The organism is Verrucomicrobiia bacterium, from assembly GCA_036268055.1.
Taxonomy (GTDB): domain Bacteria; phylum Verrucomicrobiota; class Verrucomicrobiia; order Limisphaerales; family Pedosphaeraceae; genus DATAUW01.
The window spans coordinates 161,513-177,558 of the sequence record DATAUW010000001.1 but is presented as its reverse complement, the minus strand read 5'-3'; the positions used below and the strand labels follow the sequence as shown (position 1 = coordinate 177,558).

14 protein-coding genes are annotated in these 16,046 nt (G+C 56.8%); 6 read left to right on the top strand and 8 right to left on the bottom strand.

What is annotated here, in order from left to right; translation table 11 throughout:
- The 5 genes from VH413_00730 to ispG all read left to right on the top strand — a co-directional run bounded on the left by VH413_00730 (position 1) and on the right by ispG (position 6,438).
- Positions 1–738 (top strand): isoprenyl transferase, encoded by a 738-nt coding sequence (locus VH413_00730; protein ID HEX3797194.1) that lies wholly within the window; start codon positions 1–3, stop codon positions 736–738.
- A gap of 38 nt (positions 739–776) precedes the next feature.
- Positions 777–1,700: a phosphatidate cytidylyltransferase gene (locus VH413_00725; protein ID HEX3797193.1), complete on the top strand. Its 924-nt coding sequence runs from the start codon at positions 777–779 to the stop codon at positions 1,698–1,700.
- A 221-nt stretch (positions 1,701–1,921) separates the two neighbouring features.
- Entirely contained in the window at positions 1,922–3,058 is a 1,137-nt protein-coding gene (locus VH413_00720; protein HEX3797192.1) for a 1-deoxy-D-xylulose-5-phosphate reductoisomerase, read from the top strand.
- A gap of 132 nt (positions 3,059–3,190) precedes the next feature.
- A complete protein-coding gene (rseP, locus tag VH413_00715; protein ID HEX3797191.1) occupies positions 3,191–4,609 on the top strand; it encodes an RIP metalloprotease RseP in 1,419 nt (472 codons plus the stop codon).
- Between the two features lie 41 nt (positions 4,610–4,650).
- Positions 4,651–6,438, top strand: a complete 1,788-nt coding sequence (ispG, locus tag VH413_00710) for a (E)-4-hydroxy-3-methylbut-2-enyl-diphosphate synthase (protein ID HEX3797190.1) — start codon at positions 4,651–4,653, stop codon at positions 6,436–6,438.
- On the opposite strand, the gene VH413_00705 is transcribed toward ispG, so the two are convergent.
- From VH413_00705 to VH413_00680, 6 genes are all read right to left on the bottom strand, one after another.
- Entirely contained in the window at positions 6,380–6,970 is a 591-nt protein-coding gene (locus VH413_00705; protein ID HEX3797189.1) for a Uma2 family endonuclease, read from the bottom strand. The genes ispG and VH413_00705 overlap by 59 nt on opposite strands.
- A 329-nt stretch (positions 6,971–7,299) precedes the next feature.
- Positions 7,300–7,938 (bottom strand): DNA repair protein RecO, encoded by a 639-nt coding sequence (recO, locus tag VH413_00700; protein ID HEX3797188.1) that lies wholly within the window; start codon positions 7,936–7,938, stop codon positions 7,300–7,302.
- An 8-nt stretch (positions 7,939–7,946) separates the two neighbouring features.
- Positions 7,947–8,633, bottom strand: coding sequence for a DUF502 domain-containing protein (locus VH413_00695; GenBank protein HEX3797187.1), 687 nt, complete (start codon positions 8,631–8,633; stop codon positions 7,947–7,949).
- Complete coding sequence (gene ybeY / locus VH413_00690) at positions 8,630–9,106, bottom strand: rRNA maturation RNase YbeY (protein HEX3797186.1); 477 nt, start codon at positions 9,104–9,106, stop codon at positions 8,630–8,632. Before ybeY ends, VH413_00695 begins: the two co-directional genes overlap by 4 nt.
- Positions 9,103–10,062, bottom strand: a complete 960-nt coding sequence (locus VH413_00685; protein HEX3797185.1) for a PhoH family protein — start codon at positions 10,060–10,062, stop codon at positions 9,103–9,105. Before VH413_00685 ends, ybeY begins: the two co-directional genes overlap by 4 nt.
- 26 nt (positions 10,063–10,088) lie before the next feature.
- On the bottom strand, positions 10,089–10,580 hold the full coding sequence (locus VH413_00680) for an HIT domain-containing protein (protein ID HEX3797184.1): 492 nt from the start codon (positions 10,578–10,580) through the stop codon (positions 10,089–10,091).
- Between the two features lie 466 nt (positions 10,581–11,046).
- On the opposite strand from VH413_00680, the gene VH413_00675 reads away from it, so the two are divergent.
- Positions 11,047–12,225 carry an IS4 family transposase gene (locus tag VH413_00675; protein HEX3797183.1) on the top strand — a complete coding sequence of 393 codons (1,179 nt, stop codon included), beginning with the start codon at positions 11,047–11,049 and terminating at the stop codon, positions 12,223–12,225.
- Positions 12,226–12,308: 83 nt separating this feature from the next.
- Here the strand turns inward: VH413_00675 and VH413_00670 are convergent, their stop codons facing one another.
- Together VH413_00670 and VH413_00665 are read right to left on the bottom strand one after the other, a co-directional pair.
- On the bottom strand, positions 12,309–13,523 hold the full coding sequence (locus VH413_00670; GenBank protein HEX3797182.1) for a response regulator: 1,215 nt from the start codon (positions 13,521–13,523) through the stop codon (positions 12,309–12,311).
- A 1-nt stretch (position 13,524) separates the two neighbouring features.
- Complete coding sequence (locus tag VH413_00665; GenBank protein HEX3797181.1) at positions 13,525–16,008, bottom strand: response regulator; 2,484 nt, start codon at positions 16,006–16,008, stop codon at positions 13,525–13,527.
- Positions 16,009–16,046 lie beyond the last annotated feature (38 nt).

Below are 16,046 nucleotides of genomic sequence, written 5' to 3'. Positions count from 1 at the left end.
ATGAGCGCGGCCGCCATTCATCTGAGCGCCGAGGCGATGGCCTGCCTGCCGCGCCACGTGGCGATCATCATGGACGGCAACGGACGCTGGGCAAAGCAACGGCATTTGCCACGCGTCGAGGGGCATCGCATGGGCGCGGAATCCGTGCGCGCGATCATTCGCGCGGCGGGGGAACTGGGCATCAAATATCTGACGCTCTACGCGTTCTCGGTGGAGAATTGGAACCGGCCCAAGGACGAGGTGGATACGCTGATGAAATATCTGGCGCATTATCTCAAGAACGAACTTCCCGAACTCAATCGCAACAACGTGCAACTCGAAGCTATCGGCCAGCTTCATCGGTTGCCGGAGTTCGTGCAGAAGCAGTTCAAAAAAACGCAGGAAGCGCTGGCGAAAAATAACGGCCTGACTTTGATCATGGCGTTGAGTTATGGCGGCCGCACGGAAATCGTGGAGGCGGTCCGCAGCGTGGCGACGAAGGTCAAGAAGGGCGAGTTGGATGCGGCAGAAATCACCGAGCAGGTTTTTGGCGACCATTTATATACGCGCAAATGGCCGGACCCGGATGTGTTGATCCGCACGAGTGGCGAGATGCGCGTGAGCAATTTTTTGTTGTGGCAAATTTCCTACGCGGAACTGGTGGTGACTTCGACGTTGTGGCCGGATTTTCGCAAACCGCAATTCTTCGTGGCGCTGGAAGATTATGCGAAGCGGCATCGGCGATTCGGCGGTTTGTGATAGCCGAAACGGAGGCAAAGCGCTAAATTTGTGCGCGTATGCCGAATGAGATCAGTCCAACCGCGCCCAAGCTTTCCAAGCGGCAGATATTTTTTCGGAGGTTGCTGAGCTTCGTCGTATTGTGGACGGTGATTCTGGCGGGATTATTTTCAGGGCAGAAGATTATTTCCGATTGTGTGTTCCTGGTGATCATGGTGCTGCTCGCGGGCGCGGGGCTTTGGGAATTTTACGGGCTGGTCGAGAAATGCGGGCAGACGTGCTTCAAATATTCCGGGCTGGCGGGTGGATGCCTGTTGATGGTCGGGACATTTTTCAATTTGAACGGGATGCTGGGGTTGAATAATTCTCCCGCGCGCGTGAATGATTTTGAAACGACGTTTCTCATTTTGTTCGTGCTTGGTTTGTGCGTGCGGCAATTTCTTTCCAAGATCAATAACACGGCCATCTTTTCCATCGCGGCGACTTTGTTTGGGTTGATGTATGTGCCGTGGCTTTTGAATTTCATTCAAAAAATAAATTATTTCCGGCACGTGGATGGCGACGGGCATTTTTATGTTTTGTATTTCGTGTTGATCACCAAGTTCAGTGATGCGGGCGCGTACGCGGTGGGTTCGCTGATCGGAAAGCACAAGATGATTCCGCGAATCAGCCCGGGAAAGACCTGGGAAGGTTTTGGGGGCGCGATTGTGGTTTCGGGAATCGCGAGTGTGGTGTTTGTGCATTTTGCGGGAAGCAGAATGCCTTCGATGAATTGGGTGCATGCGGTCATTTTGGGAATCGTGCTTAGTGCGACGGCGGTGATTGGAGATTTGATCGAGTCTATTTTTAAACGTGAAGCTGGGGTGAAGGATTCTGGTAGAATTTTTCCCGGTATCGGTGGGATTTTGGATTTACTCGATAGTTTGTTGTTTAATGCGCCGATTATGTATTTGTATTTGCGGCACGTTTTGAAGGGCTTTTGAATCTACCATTCGTTTCGTTTTGTGCGAGGGTACGGGCTTGCCTCGCTTCGCTCGGGATAGTTATTTTTGGGGTTGGATTCTCCCCCGGCTGAAGCCGGGGGTTAATGAGAAGCGGTGGGTCTGGTGGACTTGTGGACGAAGATGGCGTGTGTGTGGAATTTTAGGGCTCGCGAGTACGCTCGCCCTCCCATTGAGTTGTCGTCGTAAATCGTAAATCTAAAATGAAAAAAGTGGTTTTATTGGGCAGCACGGGTTCCATCGGCACCAGCACGATCAAGGTCGCGGATGATTTGCCGGACCGGATTCGCATTGTGGGTATGGCGGCGGGGAATAATTTGGAGTTGTTGCTGGAGCAGACGCGGCGGCATAAGCCGGAGGCGATTTCAATCAGCGATCCCGCGAAGGCGAAGGAGGCGCAGGATACGCTCGGCACTTCGGCGAATGTTTATTGCGGTGCGGAGGGTTTGTTGAAATTGGCGACGCTGCCGTCGGCGGACATTGTGTTGATAGCGATCGTGGGCACGGCGGGATTGCAGCCGGCGCTGGCGGCGATTCGCGCGGGGAAAGATATTGCGGTGGCGTCGAAGGAAATTTTGGTGATGGCCGGCGAAATCGTGATGAACGAGGCGTGCAAGTATGGCGTGCGCGTGCTGGCGGTGGACAGCGAACACTCGGCGATTTTTCAATGCCTCGATGGCAAGCCGGAAGACTCGGTGCGCGCGTTGTGGCTGACGGCATCGGGCGGCCCATTCCGCAAGACGCCGAAAGAAGAATTTGCGGGCATCACGGTTGAGCGCGCATTGAAGCATCCGTCGTGGGTGATGGGCAAAAAAATCACGATTGATTCGGCGACGCTTTTCAACAAGGGGCTGGAAATGATCGAGGCGCGGTGGTTGTTCAACATTGAAATGGCGCGCGTGAAGGTGGTGGTGCATCCGCAAAGCGTGGTGCATTCGCTGGTGGAATTTGTGGACGGCTCGATGATCGCGCAGATGTCCACGCCGGACATGTGCCTGCCGATTCAATACGCGCTGACGTATCCGGAGCGGGCATCGAGCGCACGTGTGCAGACGAGTTTGGCGAAGCTGGGTACGTTGACGTTTGAGGATCCGGATGTGGAGCGGTTTCCGTCGTTGAACCTTGCGCGGCGCGCGGGTGAAGTGGGCGGCACTTTGCCGGCGGTGTTGAATGCGGCGAATGAAATCGCGGTGGAAGCGTACGTAAACCGGAAAATCACGTTTCCGCAGATTACGGAAATTGTCGGGCGCACGATGGACCGGCATGCGTTGGTATCGCATCCGACCTTGGAGCAAATTTTGGAAGCGGATGCGTGGGCGCGGCAGGACGCCGGGCGATGAGGCCGGTTTGGGCCCATAAAATACCGTTAAATACCATTACATTTTTGAAAGGCTTCTGCCGTTCTAATATTGATACTGCGGCCTATTTAGGTATATTAGGCAGGCATCGCGTAATGCCTCGAATTAGGAAATATGCATATTATTAAAACGGTGTTTGTGATTTTGGAGGTTCTGCTCCTATTTAATTTGCTCATCTTTGTGCATGAGCTGGGGCATTTTCTGGCGGCGCGCTGGCGCGGGCTGAAGATCGAGCGGTTCGCGGTCTGGTTCGGCAAGCCGCTCTGGAAGAAAAAAATCAACGGTGTGGAATATGTGCTGGGCACGATCCCGGCGGGCGGTTACGTGCAGTTGCCGCAAATGGCGCCGATGGAAATCATCGAGGGCAAGACCGAAAAAAGTTCGGAGCCGCTGGCGAACATTTCCGCGCTGGATAAAATCATCGTGGCGGTGGCGGGACCGCTGTTTAGTTTTGGACTGGCATTTGCGTTTGCGGTGATCGTTTGGGGCGTGGGAAAACCGGAACCGAAGGCGAAGGATTCGACCGTGGTCGGCTGGGTGGAGCAAGACGGGCCCGCGTGGAAAGCAGGTTTGCGGCCGGGCGATCAAATCGTGGCGGTGGACGGACACACCGTGACGCAATTTGCTCCACCGGCGCGGGACAGTGTGACGTGGCGCATCGTCACGAGCGAAGGCGAAAATATTGAGATCAAATATATTCGCGACGGCAAGGAAATGGCAACCCAGGTGACGCCGGTGAAATTACCGACGAAATGGTATGAACGCAAATCGCTGCGGAAAATTTTGATCGCGGCGGCGAGTCCGTCGGTCATCGCGGATGTGGCCACGAATAGCCCGGCGGCGGCGGCGGGGTTGAAGGACGGGGATGAAGTCATCGCGTTCAATGGGGAGAAAGTTTATTCGCCGGAAGCGTTGATGAACGCGGAGTTGATGCTGACGAATGGGCCGATCAAGCCGGCGACTTTTACCATTCAGCGCGGCACGAACACGTTTGACCGCACATTACTTGCAGAAAAACCCGTGGCTCCCGCAGACGCTCCGCCTTCGTTTGGCATCACCGCGTGGCTGATCAATAATGACGAAACGCTCACGCATCCTTCGCCGGTGGACCAGGTGTCCGAGAGCGCGGGGCAAATTTTTGCGACGGTGAAGACTTTGATTTCGCCGCACTCGGACGTGGGCGTGCAGCAACTTGGCGGCGCGGTGATGATCATTCGCGCGTATAAGAATTTTTTCGACGCGGACAATGGTTGGCGGCGGGTGTTGTGGTTCAGCGTGGTGTTGAATGTGAACCTGGCGCTCTTGAATCTGCTGCCGTTCCCGGTGCTGGACGGCGGGCATATCACGCTGGCGCTGGTGGAGACGGTGCGGCGCCGACCGGTGAGCGCGCGGCTTCTGAATGGGTTGCAAAGTACTTGTGCGGTGATTCTAATCGCCTTTATGCTCTTCATCGCCTTTTTTGACACCGGCGATTGGGTGCGCAGCGCGCGCCATGACCACGATCAGCCGATAGTTTTCGCGCCGAAAAAGTGACGCGAAGTTGCGGCCAGTGGGGAGTCAGCAGGGCAATTTATATGCAGTATTGCGAATCACCATTTCAGTTTCATCGCCGTAAAACCCGCGAAGTAGTCGTCGGCGATCCGGCGCGCGGCGGCGTCATCATCGGCGGCGAACATCCCGTGGTTGTGCAGTCCATGATCACGTGCGACACGATGGACACCGCCGCGAGCGTGCAGCAAACGCTTGATCTCGTGGCGGTTGGTTGCCAGATCGTGCGCATCACCGCGCCGACGGTTAAGGATGCGGCGAACCTCAAGAACATCGTTACGGAATTGCGCGCGCGCGGTTGCGAAGTGCCGATCGTGGCGGACATCCATTTCAAGCCGGAGGCCGCGATGGAAGCCGCCAAGTGGGTGGAGATGGTGCGCGTGAATCCCGGCAATTACGCGGATTCAAAAAAATTTGCAATCAAGGAATATACCGACGAGCAATACGCGGCGGAGTTGAAACGCATCGAGGAAAAGTTCACGCCGCTGGTGAAACTTTGCAAGGAACTTGGCCGTGCCATGCGCATCGGGACCAACCACGGTTCGTTGAGCGACCGTATCATGAACCGGTTCGGCGACACGCCGCTGGGCATGGTGGAGAGCGCGCTGGAATTTGCGCACATCGCGCGCGCTAATGGGTATCACAATTTTAAATTCTCGATGAAGTCGAGCAATCCGAAGGTGATGATCGAATGTTATCGCCTGCTGGTGGCGCGGTTGAGCGAACTTGGGCCGGACTGGAATTATCCGATTCATCTGGGCGTGACGGAGGCGGGCGAGGGCGAGGATGGGCGCATCAAGAGCGCGATAGGAATTGGTTCACTGCTGTGCGATGGGCTGGGGGACACGATCCGAGTTTCGTTGACGGAAGATTCGCCGCATGAAATCGCGGTGTGCCGGGATTTGCTGGCGCAGATTCCGACGCTGGCGAATACGCAGGCGCGCGTTGACAACGCGGCGGTTTCGTATGATCCATTTCATTTTGAGCGCCGCGAAACTCCGGAGATCGAGCTGAACGAGAATTGCAAATGCGGCGGCGAACAGTTGATTCGGGTGGTGGTTACACGTGGGACGTGGGACAAGGTCGCGCCGAAAATCCGGCCGCGTGACGATGTGAAACCGGAGGCGGTTTACGAGGACTTGAATGTTTTCGAGGTGCATCCGACGCAGGATTTTTCAGTGAATTGCGAGACGCAATTAGTCACGGTGAAGGATGGTGTGGCGTTGCCGGCGATCACGGCGTTTCGATTGCTCGCGGCGAAGTTGAAACGGCTGGGGTTGAACAATCCGATTTTGCTGAAGGATTGTTTGAGTTTCACGCCAACGCCGCTGGAACCGAAGATTGCGCTGTTGCGGGCGTCGGTGGTGATCGGGTCATTGCTCGCGGATGGGATTGGCGACGCGATTTTGATTCGCGGCGAGGCGGGCGGGGGACAATCGTTGCGACTGGCGTACAATATTTTGCAGGCGGCGGGCTGCCGGTCGTTCAAGACGGATTATGTGGCGTGCCCGTCGTGCGGGCGCACGCTGTTTAATTTGCAGACGGTGACGGCGCGGATCAAGGCGCGAACGGAGCATTTGAAGGGCGTGAAGATCGCGATCATGGGTTGCATCGTGAACGGGCCGGGCGAAATGGCGGATGCGGATTTTGGTTACGTCGGCGGCGCGCCGAACAAGATCAATCTTTATGTCGGCAAGACGCCGATCAAATTTAATATTCCGGAAGCGGAAGCGGTGGAGCGTTTGGTGGATTTGATCAAAGAGCACAATAAGTGGGCGGAGCCGGAAGTGGCTGAGGTGGCTCAAGTGCAGTAAGCGCCAAACTTGTTTTATTTTTTCGCAGAGGTTTTGCTGACGCTGGCGGGGAATTCGGGGCAAAGACGGGACTTTGAGAGAACGCCGCGGCGGCTGAAAAATTGAATCTTTCCGTGGCGGTCACACAGCAAAACTCAGTCGCGCCCTTGGCGAAAACGGCATTGCGCTTAATGCGGACTTCTTCATCGGAATTTGAAGGAGACAAGACTTCAATGACAATGTCCGGTGATTCCGACCACATTGCGAGGTTGAAATTGCGCTCCACTTTTTCGGACGATGCCCAGGCGACGTCCGCGACAAAAATTCCTTCGTCCGTTTCGATCGGACATTCGGGCATGGCTTCGCCTTGCGGCAGCAACTGAATAAGAGCGCGGATGATGCGGCTTTGAAAGATGCTGTGATAGCTTTGATGCGGGCTCGTGATTAGCTGGCCGTGACGAGAAAGTTCGACACGATAGGGGATGTTTTCCAAACTTGGGTCGTCGCAAAGATTTTCCCATCTGGAGGCTTCGCTGATGGTCAGCGTTTTCATGGGTTCAGGTTAGCGCGGAAAGAAAGGCGTCGCAAGCGTGGAATGGATTATAAGTGGGCGACAGGTAAAGTCGAGAAACGGTTGAAACCATTTCTTGCACGCGTGCCCTGGTTTGCCCCTAACTAACATTACGGATTAATGAGAAGTGTTGGGCGAGTGTGGGGGCTTTGGTTCCATACGGGAATTTCTTTCGTCCCTGCGGGACTTGATATAAAGAGGACTCCAACCCAGCCATAAATGGCTGGGCTAAGATCTGCCGTCCCGGCGGGACTTCGGACGGCGAAGCGCTACGACGCGCCGCCATCGGTGAGCTGTGTGTGGGGCGCGGGTTAGGAGTCCAGGCGGCGGCGGGACAGGGGGACTTTTCCGGTGTGATAGAGGAGGAAGGCGTGGAGATATTGAGCGAGGCTGGTGACCTGGGCGGGGCTTAGTTTCAGGCGGGCGAGGGCGGGCCAGTCGCTGACGAGGAGGATGCGGAGGATTTGTTTGAGGTCGGGCTTCACATTGTCTTTTTCCAAATCGGGTTGGAGGCCGAGTTCGCTTAGCAATTTTATCTCGAAGGCGAAGAGGGTTTGCGGCTGGGGCGGTTGTTTCGGGAGGTGCGCGAGGACATTGGCGAAGAGCGAAAAAATTTCCGGGATGGGCGCTTCCATTTCGGTGGTTTGCTCGATGAGCGCGATGCAATAGGAGGCTTGCTGGAGGTATTCGATTTCGTTGCGGAGCGCGGCGTGGGTTTCGCGGAGGCTGACTTCGCGGAGCGCATGAAGTTCGGAGCGGCGGCTGCGCTGGAAGCTGAAGTCGGCGAGGTAAAATAAATCGAGCTTGCCGGCGAAGGGGGATTTGGAGCGGCGCGCGCCTTTGGCAACGGTGGCGAGTCGGCCGAAATCAGGCGTGAGCCAGTGGACGATGAGGCTGGTTTCCGTCAGCGGGCGCGTGCGCAAAACCAAGCCGTGAGTGGTTTCGGTCATGCGAAACCTTAGCGTTCGATGAGCGATTTCATGCGCTGCAGCGGCGAATGTTCCGGGCTGATGGAGCCGAGGCTGATGATGAATTTGATGCCGTCGGCCACGGACATATCGAGCTTGGTGACGTGGTCTTGCGGGACGAGCACCATGAAGCCGGAGGTCGGATTGGGCGTCGTGGGGATGAAAACGCAAACAGCTTTTCCGGGGATGCGGCTTTCGAGTTCCGAATGGACTTCGCTGGTGAGGAAGCCGACGGAATACATGCCTTCGCGGGGGAACTCGATCAGCACGACGGTCTTGAAGGAGGTTTTGTTGCCGGAGGTGAACGCCTCGTTGATCTGCTTGGTGGCGCCGTAGATTTTATTGAGAAAGGGAACATTGAGCAGCGAGGTATCCACCCATTCGATCAATTTTTTGCCGAGATAATTTCGGGCGAGCAGGCCGACGATGGAGGTCAGAATTATCGCCAGCACCAGCGCGACGAGGCTCCAGTACCAGTGCATCGGTCCCGCGCCGGGTTCACCGCCGAGTTTTTCGTGCGTGATGTCCTGCGGGATGAAAATCAACAGCGTGTCGGTGATGCGCGACGCGGTGAAAAACAGCCAGAAGATGACGACGACGGAAATCACCCCCGGCAGGACGATGGCCAAACCGGTAAAGAAATTTGCGCGCCAACTGCTGAGGATGCTTTTGCTCACGTTTTCAGTTTAGGTTTGCGTGCGAGTTTGCTCAAGTGAAAGTCACACGCCAATTTTCGCACGCGGCGGCCTTCCTCGATTTTCATGCGGCGGCGCGGCGCGGGTTTCAGATCATCGTGGCCTTGCAGGTGCAAAATGCCATGGACGAAATAACGGATCAATTCCTCCGGCCAAGTGACATTAAATTGGCGGGCTTGCAACACGGCTTCGTCCACGCAAATGAACAATTCGCCCGCGAGAAGATTGGGTTCGGAATAATCCAGGGTGATGACATCGGTCGAGCCGCTGTGGTTTAACAATTCAAAATTCAGGCGCGCCATTTCGACGGCGTTGACGAGATGGATCGTGAGGTCGAAATCGTTGGCGCAAACTTCGGCGAGATGATGGCGCAGGATTTGGCGAAGCAGGCGAAGGTCAAGGGGGCGCGTGCGCTGGCGATTACGAAGGGTGAACAGTTGTTGCGGCGCGCTCATCGGGCTTTGCCGCGATGTTCCTCGTAAGCGGCGATGATGCGCTGGACCAACGGATGGCGCACGACATCGCGGCGGCTGAACTCGACGATTGCTATGCCCTCGGTTCCGCGCAGGGCGCGATGCGCTTCGACGAGCCCGGAGCGTTTTTGCGTGGGCAAATCAATCTGGGTTTCGTCGCCGGTGATCACGGCTTTGGAATTCATGCCGAGGCGGGTGAGGAACATGAACATCTGCTCGGTGGTGGCGTTCTGCGCTTCGTCGAGGATGATGAAGGCATTGTTGAGCGTGCGGCCGCGCATGTAGGCGAGGGGAGCGATTTCAATGACGTTGCGTTCCATGTATTTTTGGATTTCCTCGGCGGGCAACATGTCCTGCAAGGCATCGTGGAGCGGACGCAGATAGGGCGTGATTTTTTCGTAAAGATCGCCGGGCAAAAAACCGAGCGCTTCACCGGCCTCGACGGCGGGACGCGTCAAAATAATGCGGCTGACCTTTTCCTCCTTGAGAGCGGAGACGGCCATCGCCATCGCAAGATAGGTTTTGCCGGTGCCAGCGGGGCCGATGCCGAAGGTAACGTCGTGAACGCGGATGGCATCCACATATTTTTTCTGGCCGAGCGTTTTCGGGCTGACGCTGGGTTTCTTGCCCGAGGTCTGGATGCGCTCGGACATCAAATCTTTGAGCGCGCCGATGCCTTCGTTATTGATCACGTTGAGCGCGTTGGCGAATTCGCGATTGCGAATGGCGGTGCCGGCCTTCAAGGAATTTTCGAGCAGCAGAAAAAGTTGCTTGGCGCGTTCGATGGCTTCGGCGGGGCCGTCGAGCTTGATCCAGCCTTCGCGGGAAGTAGCTTTGACGCCGAGGGCTTGTTCGAGGGCGAGCAAATTTTGCGGGTCGTTATTAAAAAGCTGCTGGGCGAGGCGAGCGTTTTCGAAATGGAGGGTTTCCGTGGGCATGAGAATTTTGCGGGTGGGACGTTGACTTATGATTGCGCCAGCGAAGCGCGGAGCTTGGCGGCGAGTTCGGTGAGCGCTTCGGGCAGGACCATGGTGTGACCGACGACGGGCATGAAATTGGTATCGCCGGCCCAGCGGGGGACGATGTGGATGTGGAGATGTTCCTCGATGCCGGCACCGGCGGCGCGGCCGAGGTTGACGCCGATGTTGAAGCCGTTGGGTTTCATGACGGCGGTGAGGGCGTCCTGACAGCGGCGGACCATTTTCATGAGGTCGGTGAGTTCGCCGTCGGTGAGGCCGTGAAAGTCGGGGGTTTGCTTGTAAGGCACCACGAGGAGGTGCCCACCCGTGTAGGGAAAGCGATTCAACACGACATAGCAGGTGCGGTCCCGCGCGATGACGAGATTGCCTTCGTCATCGGTGGATTGGCCGATTTCGGCAAAGATGGAACCACCGGCCGGGGCCGATTTGGGAGCTTGAATATATTGGATTCGCCAAGGCGCATGGAGCATTTCCATGAGGGCAGCATAATGAGGGGCAAGAGGAAAGTCAAAGGCGAGAGGGGCGTGCAAGAGGTGTAAGCTCGTTGCGATAGGGAATTAAGCCCCCTCTCTCCGGCTCTCGCCCCGCGCGGTCGCGGGGAGAGAGAGACGGAAGGCGGTGGGTAGGCGATGGCGATGGGCGAAGGATCGCGTTTGGGGCGTGACTTTTATTGTTGCGGGGCTGTGGCGGATGGAAATCCAGCAATAAATTGCTGGGTTAATATCTGCCATCCCTGCGGGACTGCGGACGGCTGCGTGGCAGCGCACTCGTGTCCAGCTATAATTGAAAGGGCGGGCATAATCTTCATATTTTATGCGGGTAAGCTGAAGGTGGGGGCTGTTACCGACATGGAGTTTGGCTGGAAAGTTTTGTTCCTTTTCCCCAATTCCAGAGTTGACACTTTGAAGGTTTTCACGGCGGCTTTTTCGCCTAGCGTTGCGGATGCAGCCCTATGCCACCCTGTTCTCTCAAATCACCAGCGCTCTCCATGCCGCGGAGTTTTCCCGCTGCGCCGAAAAATTTCCTCCCGCCAAACCGTTCCGCGGACTCGCGGGCTATGATCATTTTCTGGCCCTTTGTTTTGGCCAGCTCACTTATCGCGAAAGCCTGCGTGATATCGTGGCCTGCCTTAATTCCAAGCCCCGGCTGCTCTATCATATGGGGTTCCGTGGCCGGGTCACCCGGACCAACCTGGCTTACGCCGGCAAGCATCGGGATTGGCGATTGTTTCAAAGCCTGGCCCAAACTCTCATGCGGCGCGCCGCCTCCTTGTATCGCCAGGCGCCCACGGAGGTCGAGGCGGCCGGGTTGGTCTTCGCCCTGGATTCCTCCATCATCTCGCTGGCGCTGGATGTTTTCCCCTGGGGTTACTACTCCCGCACCGGGCGCAGCGCGCTCAAACTGCATTTGCTGCTGTCTTTGCAGGGCAATCTGCCCGCCTGGGCGGCGATCACCGGCACCAAAATCGGAGATATGCGCCTGCTCGATCAAATCCCCATCCACCCGGGAGCGCACTACATCATGGACCGGGGCTACATGGATTTTCTGCGGCTCTATCGCCTCCAGCAACGGGGCGCGTTCTTTGTCGTTCGCTGCAAGGAGCCGGTGAGTCTCAAGGTTTTGGCCAGCCGACCGGTGGCCAAGGAAAACGGTTATAAGTGCGATCAGACGGTGCGCCTCAAAAGTAATTGGTCAGCCAAATCCTTTCCCGAGGCTTTGCGAAAAATCCGGCTCTATGATTCGGAAAACCAAGTCGGGCTGGTGCTGTTGACGAATAATTTTTCACTGAGCGCCGAGACCGTGGGCCAACTCTATAAGCGGCGCTGGCAGGTCGAATTATTTTTCAAATGGATCAAACAACATTTGCGGTTGCGGGCGTTTTACGGGCGCTCGGAGAATGCGGTGCGCTGCCAGATCTGGAGCGCCATCTGCGCGTATTTAATGGTGGCGATTTTTAAAAAGCAAAATGGAATCGAAAAAAATTTGAATGAAATTTTGCAAATTTCCAGCGTGAGCATCTTCGAACAAATGCCTGCCATTGAACTCTTTGCGCAACAAATATCACAAAACGATTCGAACAACTCTTATCCGGAAAACCAGAAGTCATTCCAGTTCCAATAGATATAGCTGGACACTAGTGCGTGGCAGCGCAGCCCTACCAAATTAGAGGAAGGGGTGGACGGCGCTGTCGCGCCGCGGCGCTTTTATGCGGCGGCGAGGGTGGGGGTAGCTTTTGCCGCGGGGGCCATGCGGCCGCGCAGGACGTAAACGAGCGCTTTGACGGCGAGTTCCATGAAGAGAAAGGGCTTGGCGATAAGGTCGTTTCCGCCGCTCATGGTGGAGTTCGCGCGGCTCTCGAAATCGGTGAGTCCGGTGACGAAGACGACGGGGGTGGCGTGGTTGCGCTGGAATCCGCGCAGCTTGGTGCAAAGCTCGAAGCCGTTCATTCCCGGCATGTCCACGTCGAGAAAAACCAGATCGTATTTATTTTCGGCGAGCAACGTCAACGCAGCCTCGGGATTTTCCACGCTGCTACTCGCGAGCTTCGCTTTTTCCAGCGCATAAGTGATGGCGCGGCGCGAGATGGCTTCGTCATCCACGACGAGGATATTCGGCTTCGCGGGCGAAGGCATCAGTTTCGGCTCGGCGATGGGCGTGCGCTCGAAAAGCAAGTTGAGAAAATCAACGGTGAGCGCGACGGTGCGAAGGGTGGAGGCGTTGATGTTTTTCGGTTTCTCGTAAAGCTCCTTGATCAGGGCTTCGAGGGCGTCGGTCATTTGCGCGATGGTCACGACGCCCGCCATGCCGGCATTGCCAGTGATGGTGTGGACGCGGCGATAAAGCTCCTGCAAATATTTGACGCGCTGTTCTTCGCTGGCGCTGCGGATGGCCGATTGCAGATGCGCGCGGCACGCGGCGATGCACGCGGGCAGCGCTTCCAAAAAGGAGCGGCGAAGATCGTCCTGAAAGGCGGCGTCGGCTTCCGGGTCCGCGACGGGAGCGGCGGTGGGAACCGTGCGCGCGGGCGCCGAGGCCGGGGCGGGATCGGACGAGCCCACGAGCGAGCGCACGACGTCAATCACCTGCTTGGGCGTGCAACTAGCCTTGGAAAGACATTTGGTGGCACCGGCTTTCCAGGCTTCCTGCACCATATTGCTAAGGTAGGTGTTGGAAAAAACGATGACCGGCAACTGCTTCAGTTCTTCCTGGGCGCGGATTTTTTTGAGGAGATCGAGCCCGGTGATGGTCGGCAGCATCAAATCCAAAATGACCACGTTGGGTTTGAAGGTCAGGATGGCATCAAAGCCCGCTGCGCCGTCATGCGCCACTTCCACGTCAAAATTATCGCAGCAAAACTTGTTGCGATAAATATTGGCGACGAGCTGGTCGTCTTCGATGAGTAAAATCTTTTTGTTCATGTTACGTCCGGGCAAGCTGAGGCGCCGAATTGAGATAATCGGTCAGAAAATTTTTGATGCGGTCGAATTCGCAACTGGCCTGGCGGGCGAGGTCGAGCGCGCTGGACTCGAGGCCTTCCATGCCCTGGCGTTCGAGTTCGCGGAGCACAGGAGCGATGCCGGTCATGCCGCAGGTGGAACTGGCACCGGCGCAACTGTGGGCGAGGCGTTTCACTTCATCGCCATTTTTCGCCTCGACGGCGCTGGTCAACTGCGTGATCTGTTTCGCGGTTTGTTGCAAATAAAGTTCGACGAGTTCGCGCAGGTTTTCCAGGTCGCCGTTGGCGAAATCAAGGAGGCGTTCCATGTCCACGGGTGGCGCTTGTTGTGCGGGAGTAGATTTAGTTTCGAGCACAGTGCTGGCGGGATGTTCCGCGGACGAGTCGGCTTGAGCTTCGGCAGTGACGCGCGAACCCCAGCGCTCGACCACGAGGCGGATGTCGTCGGGACGAACCGGTTTGGCGACATAATCGTCCATGCCGGCGGCGAGACATTTTTCGCGATCACCCTGCATGGCGTTCGCGGTCATGGCGACGATGGCGATGTTCGATTTAAAATGTCCCTCGGCGGCTGGATCTTTTTGGCGAAGGCGGATTTGGCGCGTGGCTTCGAGGCCGTCCATCTCGGGCATCTGCACGTCCATGAAAATAATGTCGTAAGGCTGGCGGGTGAGGGATTGCAAACATTCGAGGCCATTGTTGGCGACGTCCGCCTTGTAACCCATTTGCTGAAGGAGGCGCAGGGCAACTTTTTGATTGATGAGATTGTCATCGCACAGCAATACGCGCAGCGGGAGACGCTGGGCCATCGTCGGATCGAGCTTGGACGTCACGGATTTTCTTACGGCCGGTTTTGCGCCGGAGATGACGCGCACCAAAACTTCATGCAACTGGGCGGGCTTGATCGGCTTGGTCAGGCAACTGGCGAAAGCGGCGCTGGCGAAAGCGGGATTGTCCGCACGGATGCCCATCGAAGTGAGCAACACCAGCGGCAGCATTACTGTGCCGGGCATTTGGCGGATCTGTTTGGCGAGCATGAGGCCATCCATGTCCGGCATCTGCATGTCGAGAATGGCGAGGTCGAACGATTCGCCTTTTTGCATCCACTCGAGCGCCTGCGGGCCGCTGTGCGCGGAACGGGGAATCATGCCCCACTTGCTGGCTTGCAGGGTGAGAATGCGGCGATTCGTCGGATTGTCGTCCACAATCAAGAGGCGAAGGTCGGCCAGTTGTGGTTGCGGGCCGTGCAACGGGAAACGCGGAGCCGCCGCGCTTGGCTGGAAGGGGATGATGAAATGGAAGGTCGAACCTTTTTGCGGAACGCTTTCCACCCACATGCGTCCGCCCATGAGTTCGACGAGGCGTTTGCTGATCGCGAGGCCGAGGCCGGTGCCGCCGTATTGGCGCGTAGTCGAGGCGTCCGCCTGGCTGAACGATTTGAAAAGCCGGTCGAGTTGAGAGGCGGGGATGCCGATGCCGGTGTCCTGGACGGAAAAATGCAGTTGCCACGGATCGGTCATGGCGGCGGGCGAACCGTCGTTGGAACGGCCGGGGCCGGCTTCGACTTTCACCTGCACGACGACTTCGCCTTCGGTGGTGAACTTGATGCCGTTGCTGAGGAGATTTACCAAGACCTGGCGGAGACGCGTGACATCGCCGAGAATGTGCGTCGGGATGTCGTCATCAATTTGATACGCGAGATCGAGTTCTTTCTCGGCGGCCTTCGCGGCGAGCAGGTCGAGACCATCCTCAACACAACTGCGCAATTCGAACGGGCGATTTTCCAATTCGAGTTTGCCGGACTCGATCTTCGAGAAATCGAGAATGTCATTGATGATGGTGAGCAACGATTCGCTGCTGGAATAAATCGTCTCGACGTAACTGCGCTGCTCGTTGTTGAGCGACGTTTCGAGGAGCAGACCGGTCATGGCGATGACGCCGTTCATCGGCGTGCGAATCTCATGGCTCATGTTCGCGAGAAATTCGGCCTTGGCGCGGGCGGCAGTTTCGGCGGCAACGCGGGCGGCTTCGAGATCGCGATTGATCTGGGTGAGTTCGTCCTGGAGATGTTTGGTGCGGAGCGCGGAGCAAAGGCGCGCGCGGAGTTCGGCGGATTCAAAAGGCTTGGTGAGATAATCCACCGCGCCGAGTTCGAAGCCGCGCAATTTATCGGTCGTGCTGTTCCAGGCCGTGAGGACGATCACCGGCAGCGAACGGGTAAGCGGTTTTTCCTGGAGTTGTTTCAAGACTTCGAAACCGTCCATGCCCGGCAAGCCGAGGTCGAGCAGCATCAAATCGTAAAATTTTTCGCGCACCATCGAGAGTGCGGTGAGGGCATCGGGCGCGTAGGCAAGGGTGATGTTGTCCTCGGCGAGCAGCGCGGCGAGGACTTCATGCATCTTGGGATCATCCTCGACCAGGAGCACATTGGATGCGGGCAAATTCATAAAACGGCAATTTCGATGTCCATTTGACGTATGTATCG

Bases quoted from the DNA above. Each gene is read 5' to 3' on its own strand.
- VH413_00730 (HEX3797194.1), top strand. From the start codon at position 1: ATGAGCGCGGCCGCCATTCATCTGAGCGCCGAGGCGATGGCCTGCCTG.
- VH413_00725 (HEX3797193.1), top strand. From the start codon at position 777: ATGCCGAATGAGATCAGTCCAACCGCGCCCAAGCTTTCCAAGCGGCAG.
- VH413_00720 (HEX3797192.1), top strand. From the start codon at position 1,922: ATGAAAAAAGTGGTTTTATTGGGCAGCACGGGTTCCATCGGCACCAGC.
- rseP (HEX3797191.1), top strand. From the start codon at position 3,191: ATGCATATTATTAAAACGGTGTTTGTGATTTTGGAGGTTCTGCTCCTA.
- ispG (HEX3797190.1), top strand. From the start codon at position 4,651: ATGCAGTATTGCGAATCACCATTTCAGTTTCATCGCCGTAAAACCCGC.
- VH413_00705 (HEX3797189.1), bottom strand. From the start codon at position 6,970: ATGAAAACGCTGACCATCAGCGAAGCCTCCAGATGGGAAAATCTTTGC.
- recO (HEX3797188.1), bottom strand. From the start codon at position 7,938: ATGACCGAAACCACTCACGGCTTGGTTTTGCGCACGCGCCCGCTGACG.
- ybeY (HEX3797186.1), bottom strand. From the start codon at position 9,106: ATGAGCGCGCCGCAACAACTGTTCACCCTTCGTAATCGCCAGCGCACG.
- VH413_00685 (HEX3797185.1), bottom strand. From the start codon at position 10,062: ATGCCCACGGAAACCCTCCATTTCGAAAACGCTCGCCTCGCCCAGCAG.
- VH413_00680 (HEX3797184.1), bottom strand. From the start codon at position 10,580: ATGGAAATGCTCCATGCGCCTTGGCGAATCCAATATATTCAAGCTCCC.
- VH413_00675 (HEX3797183.1), top strand. From the start codon at position 11,047: ATGCAGCCCTATGCCACCCTGTTCTCTCAAATCACCAGCGCTCTCCAT.
- VH413_00670 (HEX3797182.1), bottom strand. From the start codon at position 13,523: ATGAACAAAAAGATTTTACTCATCGAAGACGACCAGCTCGTCGCCAAT.
- VH413_00665 (HEX3797181.1), bottom strand. From the start codon at position 16,008: ATGAATTTGCCCGCATCCAATGTGCTCCTGGTCGAGGATGATCCCAAG.